Annotated in this window: 27 protein-coding genes and 1 pseudogene; 2 read left to right on the forward strand and 26 right to left on the reverse strand. The window is 54.3% G+C overall.

Features of this window, described 5'->3' with window-relative positions; translation table 11 throughout:
- Positions 1–11: 11 nt before the first annotated feature.
- A complete protein-coding gene (gene cobK, locus BR83_RS0111700; RefSeq protein WP_027357234.1) occupies positions 12–818 on the reverse strand; it encodes a precorrin-6A reductase in 807 nt (268 codons plus the stop codon).
- 112 nt (positions 819–930) lie between these two features.
- On the opposite strand from cobK, the gene sigK reads away from it, so the two are divergent.
- Positions 931–1650, forward strand: a complete 720-nt coding sequence (gene sigK / locus BR83_RS0111705; RefSeq protein ID WP_027357235.1) for an RNA polymerase sporulation sigma factor SigK — start codon at positions 931–933, stop codon at positions 1648–1650.
- 51 nt (positions 1651–1701) lie between these two features.
- Here the strand turns inward: sigK and BR83_RS0111710 are convergent, their stop codons facing one another.
- Complete coding sequence (locus BR83_RS0111710; RefSeq protein ID WP_027357236.1) at positions 1702–2394, reverse strand: DUF554 domain-containing protein; 693 nt, start codon at positions 2392–2394, stop codon at positions 1702–1704.
- A gap of 147 nt (positions 2395–2541) precedes the next feature.
- On the opposite strand from BR83_RS0111710, the gene BR83_RS15820 reads away from it, so the two are divergent.
- Positions 2542–2778 (forward strand): glutaredoxin family protein, encoded by a 237-nt coding sequence (locus BR83_RS15820; RefSeq protein WP_083543129.1) that lies wholly within the window; start codon positions 2542–2544, stop codon positions 2776–2778.
- A gap of 120 nt (positions 2779–2898) precedes the next feature.
- Here BR83_RS15820 and trxA (BR83_RS0111720) read toward each other — a convergent pair whose 3' ends face one another.
- The 24 genes and pseudogenes from trxA (BR83_RS0111720) to BR83_RS17415 all read right to left on the reverse strand — a co-directional run.
- Positions 2899–3216, reverse strand: a complete 318-nt coding sequence (trxA, locus tag BR83_RS0111720; protein WP_027357237.1) for a thioredoxin — start codon at positions 3214–3216, stop codon at positions 2899–2901.
- Between the two features lie 63 nt (positions 3217–3279).
- Positions 3280–3477: an FmdB family zinc ribbon protein gene (locus tag BR83_RS0111725; RefSeq protein WP_027357238.1), complete on the reverse strand. Its 198-nt coding sequence runs from the start codon at positions 3475–3477 to the stop codon at positions 3280–3282.
- Between the two features lie 35 nt (positions 3478–3512).
- Complete coding sequence (locus BR83_RS0111730; RefSeq protein ID WP_027357239.1) at positions 3513–3686, reverse strand: 4Fe-4S binding protein; 174 nt, start codon at positions 3684–3686, stop codon at positions 3513–3515.
- A gap of 160 nt (positions 3687–3846) precedes the next feature.
- On the reverse strand, positions 3847–4614 hold the full coding sequence (locus BR83_RS0111735; protein ID WP_027357240.1) for a helix-turn-helix domain-containing protein: 768 nt from the start codon (positions 4612–4614) through the stop codon (positions 3847–3849).
- A 76-nt stretch (positions 4615–4690) separates the two neighbouring features.
- Positions 4691–6406: a peptidoglycan D,D-transpeptidase FtsI family protein gene (locus BR83_RS0111740; protein ID WP_027357241.1), complete on the reverse strand. Its 1716-nt coding sequence runs from the start codon at positions 6404–6406 to the stop codon at positions 4691–4693.
- 46 nt (positions 6407–6452) lie between these two features.
- Positions 6453–7682, reverse strand: a complete 1230-nt coding sequence (locus BR83_RS0111745) for a peptidase U32 family protein (protein WP_027357242.1) — start codon at positions 7680–7682, stop codon at positions 6453–6455.
- A gap of 36 nt (positions 7683–7718) precedes the next feature.
- The gene (gene mltG, locus BR83_RS0111750; protein WP_027357243.1) at positions 7719–8759 is read right to left on the reverse strand and encodes an endolytic transglycosylase MltG; all 1041 of its coding nucleotides are present in this window, start codon (positions 8757–8759) and stop codon (positions 7719–7721) included.
- 66 nt (positions 8760–8825) lie between these two features.
- On the reverse strand, positions 8826–10355 hold the full coding sequence (locus tag BR83_RS15825) for a VanW family protein (protein ID WP_051618191.1): 1530 nt from the start codon (positions 10353–10355) through the stop codon (positions 8826–8828).
- A 163-nt stretch (positions 10356–10518) separates the two neighbouring features.
- Positions 10519–10815 carry a DUF1292 domain-containing protein gene (locus BR83_RS0111760; RefSeq protein WP_027357244.1) on the reverse strand — a complete coding sequence of 99 codons (297 nt, stop codon included), beginning with the start codon at positions 10813–10815 and terminating at the stop codon, positions 10519–10521.
- A 129-nt stretch (positions 10816–10944) separates the two neighbouring features.
- Positions 10945–11364 carry a Holliday junction resolvase RuvX gene (gene ruvX, locus BR83_RS0111765; RefSeq protein ID WP_027357245.1) on the reverse strand — a complete coding sequence of 140 codons (420 nt, stop codon included), beginning with the start codon at positions 11362–11364 and terminating at the stop codon, positions 10945–10947.
- Between the two features lie 20 nt (positions 11365–11384).
- The gene (locus BR83_RS0111770) at positions 11385–12332 is read right to left on the reverse strand and encodes an aldo/keto reductase (protein ID WP_027357246.1); all 948 of its coding nucleotides are present in this window, start codon (positions 12330–12332) and stop codon (positions 11385–11387) included.
- A gap of 63 nt (positions 12333–12395) precedes the next feature.
- On the reverse strand, positions 12396–12665 hold the full coding sequence (locus BR83_RS0111775; protein WP_027357247.1) for an IreB family regulatory phosphoprotein: 270 nt from the start codon (positions 12663–12665) through the stop codon (positions 12396–12398).
- A gap of 128 nt (positions 12666–12793) precedes the next feature.
- Positions 12794–15430 carry an alanine--tRNA ligase gene (gene alaS, locus BR83_RS0111780; RefSeq protein WP_027357248.1) on the reverse strand — a complete coding sequence of 879 codons (2637 nt, stop codon included), beginning with the start codon at positions 15428–15430 and terminating at the stop codon, positions 12794–12796.
- A gap of 219 nt (positions 15431–15649) precedes the next feature.
- Positions 15650–15853, reverse strand: coding sequence for a YtxH domain-containing protein (locus BR83_RS0111785; protein WP_242839669.1), 204 nt, complete (start codon positions 15851–15853; stop codon positions 15650–15652).
- Positions 15854–15868: 15 nt separating this feature from the next.
- On the reverse strand, positions 15869–16042 hold the full coding sequence (locus BR83_RS17325; RefSeq protein WP_013823098.1) for a hypothetical protein: 174 nt from the start codon (positions 16040–16042) through the stop codon (positions 15869–15871).
- A 128-nt stretch (positions 16043–16170) separates the two neighbouring features.
- Complete coding sequence (gene mnmA, locus BR83_RS0111795; protein ID WP_027357250.1) at positions 16171–17265, reverse strand: tRNA 2-thiouridine(34) synthase MnmA; 1095 nt, start codon at positions 17263–17265, stop codon at positions 16171–16173.
- Positions 17266–17278: 13 nt separating this feature from the next.
- Positions 17279–17656, reverse strand: coding sequence for a Fe-S cluster assembly scaffold protein NifU (gene nifU / locus BR83_RS0111800; RefSeq protein WP_027357251.1), 378 nt, complete (start codon positions 17654–17656; stop codon positions 17279–17281).
- Positions 17657–17673: 17 nt separating this feature from the next.
- Entirely contained in the window at positions 17674–18900 is a 1227-nt protein-coding gene (gene nifS, locus BR83_RS0111805; RefSeq protein WP_027357252.1) for a cysteine desulfurase NifS, read from the reverse strand.
- Positions 18901–18907: 7 nt separating this feature from the next.
- Positions 18908–19366 carry an RrF2 family transcriptional regulator gene (locus BR83_RS0111810; protein ID WP_027357253.1) on the reverse strand — a complete coding sequence of 153 codons (459 nt, stop codon included), beginning with the start codon at positions 19364–19366 and terminating at the stop codon, positions 18908–18910.
- A gap of 123 nt (positions 19367–19489) precedes the next feature.
- On the reverse strand, positions 19490–20776 hold the full coding sequence (locus BR83_RS0111815; protein WP_027357254.1) for a replication-associated recombination protein A: 1287 nt from the start codon (positions 20774–20776) through the stop codon (positions 19490–19492).
- A gap of 416 nt (positions 20777–21192) precedes the next feature.
- A complete protein-coding gene (locus BR83_RS0111820) occupies positions 21193–21468 on the reverse strand; it encodes a transcriptional regulator (protein ID WP_027357255.1) in 276 nt (91 codons plus the stop codon).
- A 182-nt stretch (positions 21469–21650) separates the two neighbouring features.
- Positions 21651–21980, reverse strand: coding sequence for a thioredoxin (gene trxA / locus BR83_RS0111825; RefSeq protein WP_027357256.1), 330 nt, complete (start codon positions 21978–21980; stop codon positions 21651–21653).
- A gap of 122 nt (positions 21981–22102) precedes the next feature.
- Positions 22103–22804, reverse strand: a complete 702-nt coding sequence (locus BR83_RS0111830; protein ID WP_027357257.1) for a tRNA threonylcarbamoyladenosine dehydratase — start codon at positions 22802–22804, stop codon at positions 22103–22105.
- Positions 22805–23036: 232 nt separating this feature from the next.
- Positions 23037–23310: pseudogene (locus BR83_RS17415) on the reverse strand (IS200/IS605 family accessory protein TnpB-related protein); the annotation flags it as partial.

Consider the following 23310-nt stretch of genomic DNA (forward strand, 5'->3'; position numbering starts at 1 on the left):
CCCCATTTCTTTCAGCCACGCTCCCCCAGATACTGCTTGACCAGGTTGAATACCTGCTGGTAAGTACAGGCTATATTATTCCCCGCCGGGGGACTGCGCTTGATGACTACAACCGGAAGTTTCAGGGCCAGGGCAGCCTTGATTTTTGTATCAATGGTCCGGCCGCTGTCCCTGGTTACAATAACATCGGCCTTATAAGCCTGGAAAATGGCCCTGTTAAACCTGGTGGAAAAAGGCCCCTGCAGGGCTACTATGTCCCGGGGCAGAAAACCCATATCCTGGCACTTTTTGATGATGCGATAATCGGGGAGCACCCTTACTATCAGCCGTTTTCCCTTCATATGCGGGGAACGCACAAAAAGTTCCAGGTTGTTGCTGCCCGTGGTTAAAAAAATATTATTTCCCAGCCGGGCCGCCACCTGTATTGCTTCATCCCAGGAATCCACCGGGTGAATAAGGGGATCTTCCGGCAGGATGGTTTCCTCCCGCTGGTAGCGTATAAAAGGTACCCGCATCTCCTGGCACGCCTGCCGGGCCATTTCGGACAGGGGACCCGGAAACGGGTGGGTGGCATCAACCACCAGGTTAATCCCCCGCCGCTTTATCTGCTCGGCCAGATCCGCCGCACTTTCCGGAGCCGGCAATACTTCCACCGCTCCCCCCATGCCGGCAATGGTCCCCCCGTAAGCCGTCAGGGCTGTTGCCAGAACTGGATAACCGCTGGCACTGAGCAATGAGATTAAATCACGCGCTTCGGCAGTCCCGTACAGAACAAGAATCATCATCCTCACCGGAAAGCTTACTTCGACCCGGAGCATGGTAAGTCCTGCTGGTAGCGGCATTTAAACCACCGGACAGGCACAGTTTATCCAGCCCCTCCATATTATCTATTACTGATTACTCCGTGCAGCCGTTATGGAGGGATGGCACGTGCTCTCTGGCCTCTGGGTTTTACTCTGCCTGTCCCTGGTCAACGGGCTGCTGCTGCTGGTTTCCTATATCGCCAGCAACGTTTTCCCCCACCCCCTGTCCGAAGAGGAAGAGGCACATTATTTAAAACTGGCCGCTCAAGGGGACGACCGGGCGCGTGCTGTCCTCGTGGAACACAATTTGCGCCTGGTAGCGCACATTGTAAAAAAATATGAAGGTATGGGCGAGAATATGGACGATTTAATTTCCATAGGAACCATCGGCCTTATTAAGGCCATCAACTCCTTCGATCCGGCTAAAGGAACCCGCCTGGTTACCTACGCCGCCAGGTGCATAGAAAACGAAATTCTCATGCACTTCAGGTCGCTGAAAAAAATCCGCCAGGAGGTATCTTTATACGACCCCGTAGGGGTGGATAAGGAAGGCAACGAAGTTACCTTGATGGAGATACTTGGCACCCACCCGGAAACGGTACCGGAAATAGTGGAGAACCGGTTCGAGTTAAAAAACATGATGGAAATAATCGAGCAGTTAAGCCCCCGGGAAAAAAAAGTATTATCCATGCGCTTCGGCCTGGATAACGGTATTCAGGCCACCCAGAGGGAAATAGCCAGGAAGCTGGGTATATCCAGGTCCTACGTCTCGCGTATTGAAAAGAGAGCGCTGCACAAACTGGTCCTGGAATTGAAGAAAAAGGGGTCCTGGCCCCACAACAGGTAATCCTTTTTATTCCCGCACCGGCAACCTGGTCCAGAGGCAGGCCGCGGTGGCTTACCAGTGATAAATTTCTATAATGGCCGTAATCGCAGCCGCAATAAAAATGGCGGGCAATAAATTTCCCACTTTAATGCGGGTAACCTGCAATAAATTCAAGCCGATAGCCACAATAAGCAGGCCGCCGGTAGCGGTCAGCTCGGATACCACCCAGGGACTCAAACCTGCACCCACCAGCCGCGCGGCAAGGGTAATGCTCCCCTGGTAAATAAATACTGGAATTGCTGAAAAAAATACCCCTACACCCATGGTCGAAGCAAAAATTACGGCAGCAATTCCATCCAGCATGGCCTTGGCTATCAGGGTCCGGGGGTTGCCGGTCAGCCCGTCCTCAATGGACCCCATCACGGCCATCGCACCAACGCAAAAAATCAGGCTGGTGGTGACAAAAGCATATGCCAGGCCGCCCTCCCCGGAACGCCCGAACCTGGCTTCAATGCGCCTTCCCAGCGACTCCAGCCTGCCCTCGATATCCAGGCCGGCACCCGCCACACCGCCCAGGGCAAGGCTACCGATGACAATAAGCGGGTTTCTGGTTTGCAGGGCCATTTGTGCCCCGACCAGAATAACCGCCAGGCCGAGCCCCTGCATGACCGTATCGCCCACTCTTTGCGGGATGCCTTTTTTAAACAAAGCCCCCAGCAGGGCACCCGTGCAAATAGCTGCCACATTAATGAATGTACCAACCAATTAAGTAACTCCTTTCCGGTGCAAATAGTTCGACATTTCCGGACGGGTTCCTGCCTGAAAAGCGATATGACGGCAGCGTATATAATCTACTTCAGACTCAAAAAATAAATTCGAGGGAAAATTCCATCCACCAGGAGGTATTGGCCAATGACAGCGGAACCCGTAACGGTTTACACCACCCCCACCTGACCCCACTGCCGTACGGTGAAAGAGTTTCTTTCCCAAAAAGGAATAAAATTTACCGAAAAGAATGTGGCCGAGGATGAACTGGCCCGGAGCGAAATGGTGCGCAAAACCGGGCGGCTTGCCGTACCCACCATTACCGTGGGAGACCGGGTAGTGGTAGGATTTAACCGGGGTGAACTGGAAAAACTGCTACACTGAAAAAGTTGGTGCCGCAACAGAACCTGGAGTAAGAAACGGAAAGGGCGGTGCCCCTGTATCACGCGGCGGATGTCCCCCGCGTGATACACACACCGCCATTAATATTCCACAGAACCTTCCTTACAGCAGGCTCTCCAGCTTTTTAGCCAGAACCCCCTTGGGAGTATAACCGACTATCTGGCCCATTACCTGTCCACCCTTGAACATGATCAGGGTGGGTATGCTCATTACACCGAAACGGCCGGCCAGGTCCCGGTTTTCATCCACGTTAACTTTGGCCACCTTGACCCGCCCGGCAAACTCGGCAGCCAGTTCATCAATAATGGGAGCCATGCTGCGGCAGGGCCCGCACCAGGGTGCCCAGAAGTCCACCAGCACCGGGAGGCTCGACTGCAAAACTTCGCTATCAAAATTGCTTTCATTTAATTCCAGGGTCATAAAATTACCCCCATTTCAAAATTATCATGTTGAAAAGGGCTACCAGCCCTTAATTTAAATCCTTCAACCACCGGCCAGACCGGAACTGCCCTGCCCGCTGCCGCAACTACCGCCCTTTACGCGAACAGCACAGCCGGTAATCAGCTGGCGCACATCCCGGCTCTGACACTGGGGGCAGGAGACCTTGTCCCGCTCATCAATCCCTACCAGCAGGGTAAATTTGTGACCACAGCTGTTGCATTGAAAATCATAGATAGGCACGGCTTACACCCCCTGAAAATTTATTGCCTTACCGGTCAGGTAGCTGTAATGGCCCCGTTGGGGCAGATGAAAATGCATTCTTCACACTCCCGGCATAATCCCGGATCTACCACGGCCAGCCTGGCGGTAACGGTTATGGCTTTATAAGGACAGACCTCCGCACACGCTCCACAGCCGGCACACAGGTCCCTGACCACAAAAGCGGGCATGGGTATCTCTCCCTATTATTATACTAAATAATAATTTCGCTTGCAATAAATTTTCTGCAATCCCACACCACAGTTTACCATTACTTTAACCAGCGCGTCAAGCTTCCGGGCGACAGAATAAAAATGGACGGCAATTGCCTCCCGCGCAAAGCCGCCCTTTTCAGCACAGGTTGGAACGCTTGAAAAGCTGAATGAAATTTAAAATAAACTGTAATTCTTTCTGGTTGAGGTTACAGACCAGGTTCAAAACCGACTGGACGTTGGGGTGCATGAGCAGTTCCCGCAACTCGGGATTCATCAGGCTGAGCATCTGATCTACTGCTCCCGGCTCCATGATGAAATAGCACGGGGAAACACCCATCACTTCGGACAGTTTTTCCAGCGTTTTCAAAGAAGGCTGCACCTTGCCCTGTTCGATCTGGCCAATCAACCCCGCTGTAACTCCCGCCAGGTTTGCCAGCTGGGCCTGGGTGAGCCCGTATTCTTCCCGGAGGGCTTTGAGTTTATGCCCCAGGGAACCCTCCTGCCCCATAATGGAAGTCGGCGAAACTTCCAGGGCCTCGGCTATGCGCTTTAAGGTGCTCAGGGCGGGGTAAACCGTTCCCCGTTCAATTTCACTTAAATAAGACAGGGAAATACCCGCCCGGCTGGCCAGTTCTTGAAGGGACAGGTTTTTTTCGCTGCGCAGGATGCGGATCTTATCTCCCAGGGACAGGCCGCTGTCGGTGACATCCCCCTCAATAAGCTGCGCTTTGGGCACGTTCAGGGCGGCAGCCAGCTTCTCAATGGTCTTTAAAGAGGGACGTTTGGAACCCCTTTCGATTTCGCTCAAATAGGACAGGGAGAGGTTCGCCCGCCGGGCCAGATCCTGCAATGTATACCCGCGCTCTTCCCGCAGAGCACGGATTTTTTCCCCCTTGATGATCATAAAAACAACACTCCCGGAACCAATTATACTATTATCCTACTATACCTTTACTAAGCAGTCAATGCACGAGAAGTGGTTAAGGGGAACCTTCCCCCTGTTCCTGTGGCAGGGTAAGAATTTTTTGCATTATCTCTCGGAAAACGGGGGCAGCCGTTTCCCCCCCGCTGACCCCTTCCTGCACCAGAACTGTCACTATATAACGGGGATTTTGCAGGGGGGCATATCCGGTAAACCAGGCATTTACCTTATCCTGGCCGTCCACCTGGGCTGAACCGGTTTTGCCGGCACTGCCGCAACCGGGCACATAAGCCTGGCGGCCAACGCCCATTGTGGTTACCAGCTGCAGCATCTCTTTCAACTGAACAGCGGTGGAGGCAGGAATGGCCCTGCGCCCGGAATCACGGGGAAAGGAACGAACCACCTCCCCCTCATCATTTCTCAATTCCCGGATCAGCCGCGGCTGGACATATACGCCTCCGTTAACGATAACATTCATCATGGCTGTGATCTGTACCGGCGTGGCCAGCACCGGGCCCTGGCCCAGGCTGCTGTTGACCAGGTTGTAAGGGGCGGCAACCAGCTGCCAGTTCTGGCGCCTGTCGCGCGGTACGGGATAACCCGTAATCTCCTGGTTATCCAGCCCGAAACGGCCGGCATACTCGATGATCTTTTGGGCTCCCAGTTCCAGGCCCACCCGGGCAAAAACCGGGTTGCAGGATTCTGCAAAAGCCCGGCTGAAGCTGATGGTACCATGACCCGGATCATACCAGCAACGCACGGGGCGGGCCAGGCTGCCCCGGCACTCAAACTGGTCCTCTGGCTTCACAATTCCCTCCGCCAGGGCGGCGGCCGCAACCACCACCTTAAAGACAGAACCGGGAGTGAACAGGGCCGTGGTTTGATCGGTAAAGGTCCCCTCTTCGCCCCGCTCCAGATACGCAGCCACCTCAGGTGGACGGGGATCATAAACAGGGCGGCTGGCCAGGGCCAGAATATCCCCGGTCCGGGGCTCCATTACCACTACCGCCCCTTTTTTTACCCGGCGGTCCATTACTTCCTCCACCACCCGCTGGATCCCGGCATCCAGGGTGGTTACCAGATGCTGTCGCCCCGGGTCCCCCGCCTGGAGGTCAACGGCAGGACCCAGTCCCGGTATAATCCTCCCGGCAGCATCCACGAAAATACGGGCGTATGCCCCGGGCCTGGTTGCTTTGAGCTCATTTTCATAGTACATTTCCAGGCCGGCACGGCCTACCCAGTCGCTCAGGCTGTAACTTTTCTCGCTTCTGGCGTTTAAAGTTTCCAGCATTTCTTTGGACTGCACCCGGCCCAGGTAACCGATTACCCCGGTGGCCAGGGGGGCAGGACCATAGCGCAGGTGGACGGGCAGCACCAGAACGCCGGGCCACCGCTGCTCCCGGATGGCCCCGGCCTGTTCGGGAGTCAGGGGAAAAGGCAGGTAACAGGGACGCTCAAAATAGGGGGCTACCTTTTCCACCGGCAATTTCAAAATCCCAGCCAGGGAAGCCACAACCGCCTGCCTGTCCTGAACCAGCTCGGGGAAAATCACCACCCGGTTGGCATCGTAACTGCCGGTCAGGGGTTGTAAGTGCCGGTCCAGGATCTCCCCCCGGGGATATTCTTCCAGAATTATGGTGCGACTTTCCCTTTGCAGGGCCAAATAAGCATACTCGCTACCCCGCCCCAGCTGGATAAAAGCCAGGTGGAGAATTAAAAGAGCAAAGCAGCACAGGAAAATGAAAAAAAGGCTGACCAAACGCTTTCCCGGCACAATTTCACTTCCACAAAGCCATTTTTATCCATTCTGGCCCGCCGGGTCAATCCTTATACTCCTCCCGGCGGCGTAACAGGCTCCAGGGCAGCACAGGGCGGGGCAGGGAAAGAAAAACCCTTTGCCGGGGATGGGGGGCCGCATCTACAGGGTCCATATTTTCGTCATATAATCCGGTTACCGTAAAAGAAAACGTCTCCCCGCCGGGAAGCAGGACCTCCAGGACTTCTCCCCGGGCAAAACGGTTCCTCTGCTCAACCAGGGCCAGCCCCCGGGCAGGATCGTATTCCCTGACCACACCGGTAAAAGTATAAGGGCGAAGATAAATGGAATCCACCGCACCCTGGGCAGCCCTTACCGGCGGACCGGCAAAAAAGCCCGTGGTATATTCCCGGTGGCTCACCTTGCCCAGCTCTTCCAGCCACCGTTTCCGGACCCGGAAGCGGCCGGGATCTGCCCGGTAAGCATCCAGGGCCTGGCGGTAAACGCTCACCACGGTGGCCACATAATGTATGCTTTTAACCCGGCCTTCAATTTTCAGGCTGTTAATGCCCGCTTCCACCAGCTGGGGAATATATTCCAGGAGGCAGAGATCCCGGGAACTCAAGATGTAGGTACCCCGGGAATCCTCCTCCAGGGGAAAGTATTCCCCCGGCCGTTTTTCTTCCACCAGGGCATAGCGCCACCGGCAGGCCTGGGCACAGTCCCCCCGGTTGGCATCCCGACCGGTCATATAACTGCTCAACAGGCACCGCCCGGAATAGGATATGCACATGGCCCCGTGAACGAAAATTTCCAGGGGGACGGTCACCTGCCGGCGAATTTCGCGGATTTCCTCCAGGCCGAGTTCCCGGGCCAGAATAATGCGGGATACCCCCTGTTCCTGCCAGAAACGGGCGGCTTTCCAGTTGGTGGTATTGGCCTGGGTACTCAGGTGTACCGGCAACCCGGGAGTTGTTTCCCGGACCAGGGTAAGGACGCCGGGATCGGAAACAATAACCGCATCAACACCGATCTGTTCCAGTTGCTTCAAGTATGTTGGCAGGTCGTCCAGGTCCCGGTTCCGGGCAAATATATTTACCGTAACATATACCTTGACTCCACGGGCGTGGGCAAACTCCACCCCCGCTGCCAGTTCTTCCAGTGTAAAGTTACCCGCCCTTTCCCGGAGGCTGAACTGCTTCCCGCCGAGATAAACAGCATCTGCACCAAAAACTACAGCTGCTTTTAATTTTTCCAGATCACCGGCTGGAGCCAGAAGTTCCGGAATTTCCACGCTGAACCACCTTTTGTTCCGTACAATAATTAACATTTAGCGTATATATTTCCGTTTGTTGGCATTATGCTCATCCAGTGTTCTGGCAAAGGCATGGGTTCCATCAGGCCTGGCCACGTAATAAAGATAGCTGGTTTTTACCGGCTCTACGGCGGCCAGCAGGGAGGATTCCCCGGGACAGGCTATGGGACCCGGTGGAAGACCTTTTATCAGGTAGGTATTGTAGGGAGAATTTATTTCCAGATCCCTGTAATATAATTTTGCCCTTTGACTGCCCAGAGCATACTGAACCGTAGCATCAATCTGTAAGGGCATGTCCCGCTGCAAGCGGTTAAAAATAACCCCGGCTATAACAGGGCGCTCCCGGTCCACCCGGGCCTCCCTCTCCACCATGGAAGCAATGATTACCGCTTCGTGCAGGGTTAAACCGGCCGCTTCTACCTTCCGGTAGTAATCCATCTCTTTCATCTTCTGGTCAAAACGGCGCAGCATAAGATCAATAATGCTCCGGGCAGTGGTACTGCTGCTCACCCGGTAAGTATCCGGGAATAAGTACCCTTCCAACCGGTTTGGGCCCGGAGGGAGTTTCTTTACAAAAGGATAATTAAAGTCATCCTCCGCAGCGGCGGCCAGAAAATCCTCCCTGCTGACCAGGCCCTCCTTTTCCAGCAGCTGGGCTATTTGTTTTAAGGTAAACCCCTCGGGAATGGTAATAACTCGCCCGTCATCAGAACCTTTAACCAGTTCATTAACTATTTCCGGCAGTGATTGGGCCGTGGAAAACGTATACGTACCCGCCTTGAGTTGATCATCAACCCCTCTCAAGCGGGTGTACAGGTTAAAAATCCAGGCACTGCGTATTAATCCTTTTTCAAAAAGCATTTGCCCGATACTGCTGGTGGATGAAGAACGGGTAACGGTCAGTTTCACGGGCTGACCATTACCCGGAGATAAAGGGGAAAGCATCCCCCAGATATAGAAAACAAATACCGCTAAGGAAAGCCCCCCCAGGATCATACTTCCCTTTAGCAAGCCTTTTTTGCCCTTTAGCCTGATAATACCGTATAATTCCTTCATTTTTACCAGCCTGCATTATTTTACCATATTATAATGCTTTATCTTTCTCAGAACAATAACCTGACTTCAGTCCCCCGCCCCGGGGGAACTATCCGGGTAAACTACTTCAGGTACGCTGTCCCGATCAGGAAGGGATTGATCGGGCAGATCCTGATCTCCTTCGCCGCCCGGCTGCACAGGCTCCTGCCGGTCGGCATTCTCGTCTTCATCCGGGACAGTTACCTGACCGCCAGCCGGCGGGGGAACCACGGGCCCGGTACTGGGCTCCCTGGTACCCACGGCTATTATCTGGTCTACCGGTCTGTAAAAACTACCCGGAAGCCTCTCTGTGTACCGGCGGCCGTTCTCCAGCACCACACGCTCGGTTACTACCCGGTAACCCCGGACTCCCTTCTGCTTAACCACCTGTTCCCCCCGTTCCAGGTTGGGGTCCGGCTCCCGGATAACCTTCGGCTCCAGAACCTCCGTGATGCGGTTCCGGATTTCCACGGGTACTTTATAATCAGTATTACCGTAAATCTTAAAAGTCAGCCGGTTCCCGCTCACGACGGAACGTATGTAAATATAACTCTCCGTATTATTGCGGAAGCGAAAATCGATAGCTCCATAAACCACCGTTGCATCCCGGCCTACCGGGACATAGGAAACCGGCAGGGAATGGTTGGTACGTTCCAGTACCTCCAGGTTGGCCAGCAGGACGGCATTATATAATGTACTGCTAACCTGGCATACCCCGCCGCCAACTCCATCCACCAATCTATTGTTGATTATTACCTTGGCGTTTTTATAACCGGCCTCGGAACTCCTGGGCCCCACCACCTTATTGAAGGAAACCTCCTGCCCCGGGGGTACGAGCAGCCCGTCCAATGCCGCCGCAGCCACCCGGATGTTATAAACCCGATCCGTATAAGAAGCATCAAAACTGGTAGTGTAAGCGGCCAGCAGGCCTTTAAGCCCCATGGCCCGAACCTCTTCCGTGGTGGTGCGGGGTTTAACATGTCTCAGGCTGAGTTGAATTTCGGGCTTTTTGCCGGCTGAAAGGGCGGCCAGCAAATCCCGGTAGGCCCTTTCTTCATCCACCGCCAGCCCATCGCGGCCCGGAATAATTTCAATGCGATCATCGGGAAGAACCCGGAAGGCAGCATCCCTGGGGGGAGTAATGATTTCTTCGACCAGGGCATTGAGCTTTTGATTAAACTTTTCCCGGTTGAGAACTACCATTAATGGAAGCTGGTAACCTTCCCTTTTAATCTTCCATCTCTGATACCACTGCAGCCACCAGGGTGCGTCCCTGCCGGCCTGCAGGGCTTCGGTCAGCATGGCCTGCGTGTCCAAACGCAAGCCTACCTCCGGTGGGGATAAAGTCCAGGTATGGTCCCGGTAAAGGAAAACAAGGGGCGTGCTGTTCAACTTTTTCTCCAGCGTGCCCAGAGCCTGCCGGCACGCTTCCCTGTCCATATGTGACAGATCTATGCCGGCCGCCCGCACGCCGGCAACAACCCTGCCCTGACCGTACAGGGTACCGATGCCGGCAGCACCAAGGGCCAGGAATACTCCCACCAGAAGTCCGGTAATGATCAGATAAGGCCTTTTCATTTTCTCTCCCCCCGTTAAAAGACGACACAAAAGACAAAAATGTTCCCTTTCAGGCATTTTTCAGGTACTGGTATAAGGGGGATGAAAGAATAAAAAAGCTGGATAACCCAGGCGTCCCTGTACCCAGCTCCATTTCACCCGTTATTAACTTTTTCCGGACCTTTCATGAATCCTCATTTTCAATCATTTCTTCCCAGTAATCGGCAACTTTTTCCCATTCCTCGTCATCTTCTATATCGACCAGAATTTCATTGCCTTCTTCGTCCGTCTCAAACCTGAGGATGATGGCCTCTCCTTCTTCATCATCAGCCGCACCGGCGTCAACTTCCGGAACGGGGAGTAAAACAGCGTACTTTGAACCATCCAGGTGTATGATATCAATAACCTCGAAATCCTGCTCCTGGCCGTCTTCATCCACCAGGGTTATTACTTCTTCCAGCTCCAGTTCCTGTTCGGACATTTCTTTCACCTCTTTTAAAAGTTGTGCCTATTCTATATCAGGGAGAACCTGTTTGTCAAGAAAAAGAAAAACCGGCAGGTAACAAGAATCACGCCACTTTAAAGTTAATTTTCCCCATTTTGCAACTTTTTATGACCTGAAGCGAGAGTCCAGATAGCTTTGTAAAATTATGACTGCAGCCATTTTATCAATAATTTTTCTTCGCCTGGCCCGGCTAAGATCGGCAGACAGCAAAACTTTTTCCGCGCTGGCGGTACTGAGTCGTTCATCCCAGGTCTCTACCGGCAGCTCCAATTCAGCACCAATTTCCCGGGCAAAATCAAGCACTCTTTGCCCCTGTTTGCCCAGCGTACCGTTCATATTCCGCGGCAGGCCCACCACAATACGCTCCACCCGGTACTCCTGCACCAGCTTTTTTAACTGCTCCATTATCTGCGCCCGCGGCTGATCTCCGCGGATAACCCCTATCCCCTGTGCGGTCCATCCCAGGGGATCGCTTACCGCTACCCCGATTCTTTTTTCACCCACATCCAGCCCCATTATCCGCAATGACAAAATCCACTCCCACCTTAAATGACCTTTATGCAGAAATCCGGACAGACCGCTCCACAGTAACCGCACAGGCGACAACGCGAATGATCTACCCTCACCCTGCCCGCAACCAGGAACAACGCTCCCGCCCCGCATCTTTCCACACATCGCCCGCAGCCCCTGCACCAGTCTTCGATGTGCAGGCGGCGCCTCTGCCGGCCAACCCTTTCCCGGAGGGCGGCTGAAAGGGGCAAGCCGCTGAATACCGCCACATTAAAATCAACTTCTGCCACTGTCCGCATGCCCACGGCCACGCTGGCCAGATGGGGAATGCCCAGAACAAAAGCCAGTGCTTCCTGCACCCTGGGAATGAGATGCCCCCCTCCCAGGGCCTTCATACCATAAATGCCTTTACCGAAAGCAGCCGCCTCATCAATGGCTGCCAGCATATCCTCCCTGGTTCCCCCAACGATACCGATCCCGGCCATATTGATAAGGGGATGAATTATATCAAATTCCGGTACGCGGGCCGCCGCCCTGACACCTTCCACACTATGGGTGGAGATACCGATAGCTCTCACCATACCCTTTTCCCTGGCTGATAGCAGATATTCCACAGCTTCCCAATGCCCGCGGATGGTCAGGGCCGATTCCTGCTCATGGAGAAGAAAAATATCTATGTAATCCCGGTGAAGTGCCCGCAAAGCTTCTTCCAGGCTTTGCCTCATGCCCTCCCGGGTATAGGCATAAGACTTGGAGGCAATTATCACTTCACCCGGCCAGTCCCTGATCGCCTCGTAAATATAAGTATAAGTCCGGTAATATTCGGCTGTATCTATAAAATTAACACCGGCTTCCAGAGCCCGGCGAATAACTGCCGCCCCGCTGCTCACGGGAAGTGCAGCCTGCAGCGGGCCAATGGTAAGGGCACCAAAGCACAGCCGGGAAACTTTTATCCCCGTTTGACCGAGCGGACGATATTCCAATGGATGCTCCTTCTTTCCCCAAGAAACAATCCTTATTTCTACGTAACTTTTATATGGTACCTTTTACATGGCACCGGCATTTTTCAGGTAACTTTTCACCAGTTCTTCTAACAATTCATCCCTTTCCAGCTGCCTGATTTTACTGCGGGCGTTGTTGTGGCTGGTAATATATGCCGGATCCCCGGATAGCAAGTAGCCTACAAGCTGGTTGATCGGATTATATCCCTTTTCTTTAAGCGCCCCGTAGACGGATAAAAGGATTTCTTTCGCCTGGTTGACTTCCTCCCCCTCTACCTTAAACATAACAGTATTTTCGAAAGCTTCCCTGCTCAACCCCGATCCCCCCTTTTAAAAATATAACCTCCTCAGTGATCTATATTCGTTGACCCGTCCCTTTTTCCTCTAATGCCAGAAACTACTGTTCAGGTAACTTTAATAAAAAAAGCGGGCAAAACCCCGCTTCAGTTCTTTATCTGCCCCGCTGCCAGGGTGTAAGCCTTTTGCAGCGCCTCCTGGAGGCGGGAAGGATCTTTTCCGCCGGCCTGGGCCATATCCGGCCTCCCGCCTCCCCCGCCACCGAGCATGGAAGCCACTTCCTTAACCAGCTTACCGGCATGCAACCCCCGGGGCAGCAGATCTCTGGTCACTGCCGCCACCAGGTTGACCTTCTCACCTGCCGGGCTGGCCAGAAGAATCACCGCCGACCCGAGCCGCTCCCTCAGCAGGTCTACCATGGCCCGCAGGCTGTCCATGTCGGGGGCACTGGTTTTGGCGGCCAGGAATTTTATACCATCCAGGTCCTTAACCTGCTCCAGCAAGCTCTGCACTTCGAAACGGGCCAGCCGGGCGCGCAGGCCTTCGCTCTCCCGTTCCAGCTCCTTCATTTCCTTCAGCAGGGACTCCACCCTGTGGACCACTTCTGACGGGGTTGCCCTGACCAGGGCTGCAATCCGGGATAACTGCTCTTCCTGGGCTCGTATATAGCGCAGCGCTCCAATACCGGTAACACCTTCCACCCGGCGCAGCCCGGCACCTACACTGCTTTCACTGATCAGCTTGAAGAAGCCGATCTCGGCCGTTGAACGGACATGGGTACCCCCGCACAGTTCCAGGCTGAAATCCCCCATTTTAACTACCCGGACCCGTTCACCGTACTTCTCCCCAAACAGGGCCACCGCACCCATTGCCCGGGCTTCTTCCAGGGAGGTAACCAGTGTTTCAACCGGGAGGTTTTCCAGCACAACCTGATTAACCATTTCCTCAATACGCCGCAGTTCTTCGGGCGATACCGGCGCATAATGGGTGAAGTCAAAACGCAGGCGGTCGGGCTCGACGAGAGAACCGGCCTGGTTCACGTGGTGACCGAGGATTTCCTTTAATGCTTTATGAAGCAGGTGGGTTGCCGAGTGATTGCGGGCCGTGTTCCAGCGTCGCTCGCTGTCCACCTCCACCACTACACTGGCATTTTCCTGCAGGATACCGTTAAGAACCCTGCCCCGGTGTACATAGAGCCCCTCAACAGGGCGGTAAACCTCCCGCACCTCGACCTCCAGCTCCGTGGAGCTGATCCTGGCATGGTCGGAAACCTGTCCACCGGCCTCGGCATAACAGGGCGTTACATCCAGGATAATCTCCACTTCCTCGCCGGCAACCACCTTTTCCACCGGCTGCCCTTCTTTAAGCAGGGCTGTAACCCGCGCCCTGGTTTTCAGGGTATCGTAGCCTACAAATCTGCTTTCCCCTACCCTGTCCCGCAGAACCTGATAAAAAGCATCCTTTTCGGAGAGGTATTCCGTTTCCTGGCGCGCGCGGCGGGCCCTCTCCCTCTGCTCCTCCATGGCCCGGGTAAATGCTTCCTCATCCACGGTAAGCCCTTCTTCGGCGGCCATTTCCCTGGTTAACTCCAGAGGAAAACCATAGGTATCATAAAGGCGGAAAGCATCTTCCCCGCGGATAATCGTTGAACCGGTAGCCCTGGCTTCCTCGACCAGGCGGTTTAAAATTTCCATGCCCTGGGCCAGGGTCTCGCCAAAGCGTTCCTCTTCACTGCGAATAACCTTCAGCACGTGCTCCTCATTGGCCGGCAACTCGGGGTAGGCATCGGCCATCTGATTAATTACCGCCCTGGAAACCTGGTAAAGAAAAGGCTCTTGCAGTCCCAGCACCCTTCCAAAACGTGCCGCCCGGCGCAACAGGCGTCTGAGTACATAGCCGCGTCCTTCGTTGGAAGGCAGTGCCCCGTCGGAAATAGCAAAAGTTACCGCCCGGCAGTGGTCGGCAATTACCTTCAGGGCCATATCGGTTTTACCATCAACGCCATATTTCACACCGGCCAGGCTGGCAGTAAAATCCATAATTTCCCGGAACAGGTCGGTATCAAAGTTGCTCTGCACTCCCTGCAGGACAGAAGCCACCCGCTCCAGGCCCATCCCGGTATCAATACCCTTGCTGGCCAGCGGCGTGTAATTCCCGGCTTCATCCCGGAAAAACTGGATAAAGACCAGATTCCAGATTTCCAAAAAGCGATCACAATCGCAACCTACGCCGCAGGTGGCGGAACCACAGCCCCGCTCTTCTCCCAGGTCAACGTATATCTCCGAACAGGGACCGCAGGGGCCAACCCCGATTTCCCAGAAGTTGGTATCCTTGCCCATGCGCACTATCCGTTCAGCAGGAACACCTACTTCCCGGTGCCAGATATCAAAGGCCTCATCATCATCAAGATAAATGGAAATCCACAATTTTTCTTCCGGCAGGCCCAGAACCCGGGTGGTGAACTCCCAGGCCCAGGGGATGGCCTTTTCTTTAAAATAATCCCCAAAAGAGAAGTTGCCCAGCATCTCAAAAAAAGTATGATGCCTGGCTGTACGGCCAACCGACTCAATATCCGGTGTGCGCAGGCACTTCTGGCAGGTGGTCACCCTGCGTACCTCCGGCTTTGCCGCACCTGTAAAATATGGCTTAAAGGGAACCATCCCTGCAGCCGTCCACAACAGGCTGGGATCGTTGGCCGGAATTAAAGAAGCACTGGGCAGTATGCGGTGCCCCCTGGCTTCAAAAAATTTGAGAAATTTTTCCCTGATCTCCTTCCCGGTCACTATCCTTTACCTCCCGTTTAAAAAGAAAAACCGCTCTTCGCCGGTACAAGAAAGCCCATCATATTTCGGAGTAATTATACAAAAAGTGCCTGGATAGTGTCAAGGGAGAGGCTTTGAATGGAAGATATAGAGCTAAAAAAGAAAAAGTGAGGTATTACCTCACCTGGCAGCTGCCCGGAAGCAAAACCGGCCGGGCAGCAATCGTCCTTCTACAGCAATTTAACGGATCATATCGGTAACCCTGCTGGTAACTCCCCGGAGTATCCTCTGGGTTCTGGACCCGCGACGGACGCTTCGCGCTATGCGAAAAATGTTCCTTTGCTCCGGTTTTCTCTGTGGGGGGGCCATAAGAATACCAATTACTGCTCCCAGTACACTGCCGGCAATAATACCGCGCCAGAAGCTCATACGCACCAGCTTCACCCCCCTGGTAAAAGATTAAAGCAGGAATTCGTTATGCGGGTCGAAGGCTACCAGACTACCATCCTCAGCCAGTTCGTAAATCTGCACGCCTTCCTTATTAATGCGATACTCCACGCAGCAATCCCAGCAGTAATACTGGTCCTGGCCCACTTTCCCGGTAGCTTTGCCACCACAAACCGGGCAATTCAAATAGCTTCGCCTCCTGTATTATCACTTTACACTTGCATTATGCCCGGCCGGGGCCAAAAAAATACTCCACCTCAACCGCCATTTGTCACAATAAATCCTAGAAGCTGGAATGGCAGTGCAGGGAAAGTTTAATTCTTTTTACCTTTTGTGGTTATAACGCCTCCACCGACCACATAATCGTTCTGGTAATATACCACCGATTGGCCGGGGGTAATGGCTCGCTGGGGATTTGTAAAACGAACCAGCACCCGGCCATCATCCCGGGGAATGATAACCGCCGGCGCCGGGCGGGAATTGTAACGGATCTGGGCGGAAACTTCCATTGGCGCGGTAAGTTTTTCTATCAAAATAAAATTATTATCTTCCGCCACCAGTTCATCTCCCAGAATGGCTTCTTCAGGGCCCAGAATGACAGCGTTACGCTCGGGATCGATATCCACCACGTAAAGCCTCTGGCCGGCAGCAATCCCCAGCCCCCGTCGCTGGCCGATGGTATAAAAAGGAATGCCGCGGTGCTGGCCGATAACATTGCCCTGGAGATCCAGGAATGGCCCCGGCTTAATCTGTGTTTCCGCCCGCTCCTTTAAAAAGTTATGGTAGTCATTATCCGGGATAAAACATATTTCCTGGCTTTCGGCCTTTTCCGCCACCGGCAGCCCTCTCTCTGCCGCCATCTGACGCACCTGTTCCTTGGTGTAATCCCCCAGGGGCATCAGCGTGTGCGCCAGCTGCTCCTGGGTCATATTATACAGCACGTAGGTCTGGTCCTTGCGGGTATCGGCCGCCCGTTTCAATAAATAGCGGCCCCGCTCGTCGTCATAAATTATACGGGCATAGTGTCCTGTGGCTATATAACTCGCTCCCAGGGCCCGGGCCTTGTTTAGCAAGCTCTCGAATTTAATGTAACGGTTACAGGCGATGCAGGGGTTGGGTGTTCGCCCCCGTAGATATTCAGCACAAAAATAGTTTACTACTTTATCCTCAAAAATTTCGCGGAAATTAAGCACATAATATGGGATACCCAGCCGGTGAGCCACCCGACGGGCATCCTCAACAGCAGCCAGGGAACAACAGCCCACGTGTTCGCCGGCCACTTCCGTAACACCGGGATCCCAGATTTGCATGGTCACACCAATTACTTCGTAGCCTCTTTCAACCAAAAGGGCGGCGGTGACCGAACTGTCCACCCCGCCGCTCATGGCCACAACAACCCTTGGCTTCATCCAATCCACCTGTTTATGCTTCTTTTTTCTTTTTACTGAGGTAATCCTGGATGGCCGCATGCAGAGCATCGGCAGCCAGGTTGGAACAATGCATCTTCTGGGGAGGCAGCCCGTCCAGGGCCTCGGCCACCTGCTTGTTGCTCACCTGCATGGCCTCTTCTATAGTCTTTCCCTTTACCATTTCGGTTACCATGCTGCTGGTGGCAATGGCCGCCCCGCAACCAAAGGTTTTAAATTTAATATCCTCGATAACATTATCTTTTACTTTAATATAGATTTTCATAATATCCCCGCATACCGGGTTGCCCACCTGACCCACACCATCGGCATCGGGAATTTCCCCCACATTGCGGGGATTGGTGAAATGATCCATCACCTTTTCTGAATACATCGCTCTGGTGCCCCCCCTTAAACATGACATGAATGACTGGCCCGGCAACCATTGCACCGGTCAGAAAGGGCAAATTCCGTCTCCTGATCCAGAGGAGACATGGCCCTGAGCCTTTCCACTATCGGCGGCATTACTTCCAGGAAGTAATCTATATCTTCTTCCGTATTGTCCCTGCCCAGGGTTATCCGGATAGAACCGTGGGCCACTTCATGGGGAATACCCATGGCCAGCAAAACGTGGGACGGCTCGAGGGAACCGGAAGTACAGGCCGAACCGCTGGAAGCGGCTATGCCCTGCAGGTCAAGGCTCAAAAGCATGGATTCACCTTCGATAAATTCAAAGCAGAAACTGGCATGGTTGGGCAGGCGTTTGGTGGGATGCCCGGTAAGGCGAACGTGACTTATTTTCTTCATCACCCCATCAATGAGCTTGTCCCGCAACCTGGTGAGATAAGCTGCTTCCTGTTCCATGTTGGCCATGGCCAGCTCCGCCGCCTTGCCCAGCCCGATAATTCCGGGAGTGTTTTCCGTCCCTGCCCGGCGTAACCGTTCCTGGGCACCGCCATGGAAGAGGGTCTGTCTCCACCGGGTACCCTTGCGAATGTAGAGGGCGCCAATTCCTTTAGGGCCATAAATTTTATGGCCGGAAATGCTCAGCAGGTCCACGTTCAGTTCATCAACATTGACGGGAATTTTACCAAAACTCTGCACCGCATCGGTATGGAACAAAATGCCTTTTTCTCTGGCCAGGCGCCCGATTTCAGCAATGGGCATGATGGTACCCACTTCGTTATTGGCATGCATGATGGTAATCAAGATGGTTTTATCGGTAATGGCAGCAGCCACGTCTTCCACACTGACCATACCGTACTGGTCCACCGGCAAGATGGTAACGGTAAACCCTTGTTTACCCAGGGCCTTAACGGTGTTGAGCACGGCATGGTGTTCCACGGCGGAGGTAATAATGTGGTTGCCGCGGTTGCGGTTGGTATAGGCCACCCCGTGAATGGCCATGTTATCCGCTTCCGTACCGCCGCTGGTAAAAACAATTTCCGCGGGACTGGCACCAATAGCCGCGGCCACCTTTTCCCTGGCCTCCTCCACCGCCTTCCTGGCCTTCTGGCCGAAGTAATGCAGGCTGGTGGGGTTCCCGAAATTATCTTTTAAAAAGCGGTACATCTCTTCCACCACTTCCGGGTGTACGGGAGTGGTAGCACTGTGATCGAAATAAACTCTGCGGGTCATACAACTGTTAGCCTCCTCTTTTCTGGTCAAAGTCCCTGTTCTGGTGGTGGATTTTCTCGGCGTCACGGCACATATCGGCCAGGCTTATGGAATCCAGGACTTCGGCAATACTGTCCCGCACCCGGGTCCAGACAATACGGCTGATGCAGTAGTCAGCCTGGTTGCACTCCTTCGGTTCCACTTCTTTAACACAATCCACGGGCGCAATTGGTCCCTCCAGGGCCCGGATTATCTCCCCCACAGTAATCTTCCCCGGCTCCCTGGCCAGGATATACCCCCCCTGAGCCCCCCTGACGCTTTTGACCAGACCGGCCTTGCGCAGCCTGGCGATCAGCTGTTCCAGATAATGCTCGGAAAGGTTCTGCCTTACGGCCACACTTTTTAAAGGGATGGGCTCTGTACCATAATGTTGAGCCAGGTCGAACATGGCTTTGAGACCGTAATGGCCCCTGGTGGACAGGCGCAAGCCCTCACCTCCCCCGGGTTATGAATCCATGTTCAATTCATACTAAAATACTCGGATTTCCTGGGATGATTGTAGCACACTCCATCGGGTAGTGTCAACAAAAACCGAGCAGCTCACTATGAATTATTCCTTTTCCTCCCCTTCCCCGGAAGGCTCGTAAAATACCCTGCCTGCCAGTTCCGGGGGAAGGTATTGCTGGGGCACGTAGTGACCGGGATAATCATGGGGGTACTTGTAGCCCTTCCCGTGGCCCAGGGCAGCAGCGCCGGGATAACTGGCATCCCGCAGGTGAACGGGCACCGGGTGGGATCTCTCCCTTTCCACCACGGCCATGGCCCGGTCAATGGCCCGGATCACCGAATTGCTCTTGGGCGCCCTGGCGATATACAGGGCGGCCTCGGCCATAATAATGCGGGCCTCCGGCAGTCCCACCCGTTCCACGGCCTGGGCCGCGGCGGTGGCCACCAGGAGGGCCCGGGGATCGGCCAGACCCACATCCTCGGCGGCATGGATCATCATCCGCCGGCAGATAAAGGCGGGATCCTCCCCGGCATAAATAAGGCGGGCCAGCCAGTAGACGGTGGCCTGGGGATCGGAACCCCGCATGCTCTTGATGAAGGCGGAAACCACATCGTAATGCTCATCTTCCCGGTCGTATTTGAGCACCTGGCGCCCCGAAGCCTGTTCGGCCACCGCCAGGTCAATGCGCCGCACCCCTTCTTCACCGGGGGGAGTGGTCAGCACCGCCATTTCCAAAAAGTTCAGGGCCGCCCGGGCATCGCCGCCAGCCGCCCGGACGAAATGGCGCATGGCCTCCGGCTCAATTTCCACCCGGTACTCCCCCAGACCTCTTTCCTTATCGGCCAGCGCACGCCGCAATATACGGTAAATAGCTTCATCGGAAAGGGGCTCCAGGCGGTAGAGCTGTGAGCGGCTTAACAGGGGGCGGTTGACGGTAAACATGGGGTTTTCCGTGGTGGACCCGATCAGGGTAATCAGGCCGTTTTCCACCGAGGGGAGGAGGGCGTCCTGCTGGGCCTTGTTGAAGCGGTGAATTTCATCTATGAAGAGAATTGTCTTTTGACCGTAATAAGCCCGCCGGTCCCTTGCCTCCTGGACCACCCGGCGGATATCGTTTACCCCGGCCATGACCGCGTTGAGACTGGCAAAATGCGCCCTGGTCATGCGGGCGATGATCCGGGCCAGGGTGGTTTTGCCCGTCCCCGGCGGACCCCAGAGGATGATGGAACGCAACTGATCGGCTTCAATGGCCCGGCGCAGAGGCGTGCCCCTGCCCACCACGGCAGCCTGCTCTTCAAATTCATCCAGGGTGGTGGGACGCATCCGCTCGGCCAGGGGTGCCTCCCGCTCCAGCGTGTGCTCCAGGGACCGGGTGAAGAGGTTGTCCATCGAAAACTCACCTCTGACCTTGATATACTGAAAAAAACCTCAAGCGGGATTTGGCGTAAAAATTTATTTATACTCCCCATTATAGCAATTTTCATTTTAATCAGTGGCTATAGAAACAGCAATAATTCACTGAACCAGACAAGATGTGCCCTGGTTTTAGTCGTCGCTCCCGGTCGTATCGCTGGCCGGGCCAAAGGGCCCCGCCCCGGCTCCGGTCTTCGGCGGGTACCGGCCACATTCACACCTCCGCGGACATCCTGTCCGCGGCCCCGCCTCATCCCGTCGCCCGGGCCTGACCCGGCAGCGCTCACTCCAGGTCGCTCCCCCTCATAAAACCAGGGCACGTAAGAAGTTTGTAAACAGCCTGAGGCGCCGGCTTCCAGGCCGGCGCCAACCAGTCAGTTGAACGGCCGTGTTTAGCTGGCCTTCTTGATCAGGGTTAAAAAGTCCCCGCCCAGTTTGGTCACACTGCAGATCTTGCTCTTCCCTTCGGTGGAGACGTCAACCAGGCCCAGGGCGTAGAGCTGCATGACCACGTGGTCCAGAACGGCCCTTTTTACCTTTGCCGTAAGGGAAAGTTCCTCCTTATTCATGCTGCCCTGCTCCATCAGGGCAATGAGGACCCTTTCCGCTTCACCGGGCAGACGCTCACTAACTTTCTGGAAATACTCCACCAGGCTGATTCCCGTCACAACTTTCACCTCCCTTTGAAATTCCCCGACCTTGCTAATAGTATGGTCATTTCTCTAACGAGATAATACAATTTAATTAAAAAATTTCTTAAAGAAAATTAAACTTTTCTACCAGGGTTTTTCAGAAAACAGTAAGGCACGTTCGTTATCGAACGTGCCCTCATTTTCACTGTACAATTACTTTATAAGTGCTTTTCCAGAATAGCTTTTATTTCCCTCTTGGTTTTGAAACCAATAGAACGCTCTATTTCCTGGCCATTCTTAAAGATGATCAGCGTGGGGATACTGATAACCTTATAATCTGCCGGCGTTTTCTGGTTTTCATCAACGTTCAGCTTGGCCACCTGCACCTTGCCCGCAAATTCCGCAGCTATTTCTTCCACCACCGGGGCAATCATCTTACAAGGACCGCACCATTCAGCCCAGAAATCCACCAGCACCGGAACCTGGGCAGTAGTGACGAACTCCTTGAAATTAGCATCTGTTAACGTCTGGATATTTTCGCCGACCACACCTTTCTCCCCTTTCCCAATAAACTGTAATCCCCCTCACTCTCCCTCAGGGTTAATTAACTACCTTCTAAATTATAATACCCGTCAAAAGCACCTGTCAATTCATTAACCTGTATACCCGTTTACAGCCCGGTAAGGCTGCGCACCACCACTCCGGCCAGGATAAAGCCGGCCACCGGCGGTACAAAGGAGATGCTCCCCGGTACCTCGGGGCTCTTAACGGAGGGCGCGCACCGCCTGGGGGGCTCGGTGGAAAAAACCACGGTTACCCCGGTGGTAATGCCCAGCTGGCGAAGGCGGCGACGGACAGTGCGGGCCAGGGGACAAACGGCGGTTTGGGAAATATCCGCTACTTTAAAGGCGGCGGGATCAAGCTTGTTGCCCGCTCCCATGCTGGATACGACGGGAATGTTCCGGCGGACGCAGCTGGCAATGAGATCAACCTTGGCCGGAACATCATCAATGGCATCAATTACATAATCGGGAACCGGATGAAAAAAAGATTCCGCCACCCCGGGCAAATAACGCTCCACCCTCGCCTCAACCCGGATATCCGGGTTGATAAGTTTAACCCGTTCCGCCATCAACAAAGCCTTGTACTGTCCCACAGTGGAGGTCAGGGCATGAAGCTGGCGGTTTATATTGCTGGGGCAAACCCGGTCAAAATCCACCAGCACCAGATTACCCAATCCCGCCCGGGCCAGGGCCTCGGCAGCATATGACCCCACGCCGCCCAGCCCGAAAACGACTACCCGGCTCCCGGCCAGTATGGCAAGACCTTCTTCTCCAATCAGTAACTCCGTGCGTGAAAAAAGCCCTTCCACCGCACACCTGGTTTTAAAAAGCTTACAATACTTAACAAAATATAAGTTTTGCAAGCCGGCCCCCGACCAGGATTTCGCCTCCTTCCAGAAATTTGATTTGCCCCCGGGGGAGCAGGGCGACAGGGGACCTCGGCCCGGGAGTCCCACCCGGATGGGAGTGGCATAAATCCTGCGCCGGAAGGGTTTCCCCCGGCGGAGGGTTAACCCCGCCTCCCACGTCCTGTTAGGACGCCTACCGGTTTGTCCGACACCGGCTAAACGGGGTCACCGCAGGGACACGGGCAAGAAGCTTGAAGTCGTGCCAGAGAGAGTAAAACTTAATCTGTTCCCATAAAGGGAGTGCGTTGTGAACCTGCATTTTCTTCTCCAGCCGCTTCAAGCAGGCCCGGACCCAACGGGTCATCCCTCTTCCTTCCCTCGGTTTATCGGGAGTGGCCTTTTGAGCCAGGTTCTGCTTGATTCGCTCGAAAAGCTGCTTTAGTTCTCTGGTCACTTTTTCCCGGCAA

Source organism: Desulfofundulus thermocisternus DSM 10259 (genome assembly GCF_000686645.1).
GTDB lineage: Bacteria > Bacillota > Desulfotomaculia > Desulfotomaculales > Desulfovirgulaceae > Desulfofundulus > Desulfofundulus australicus.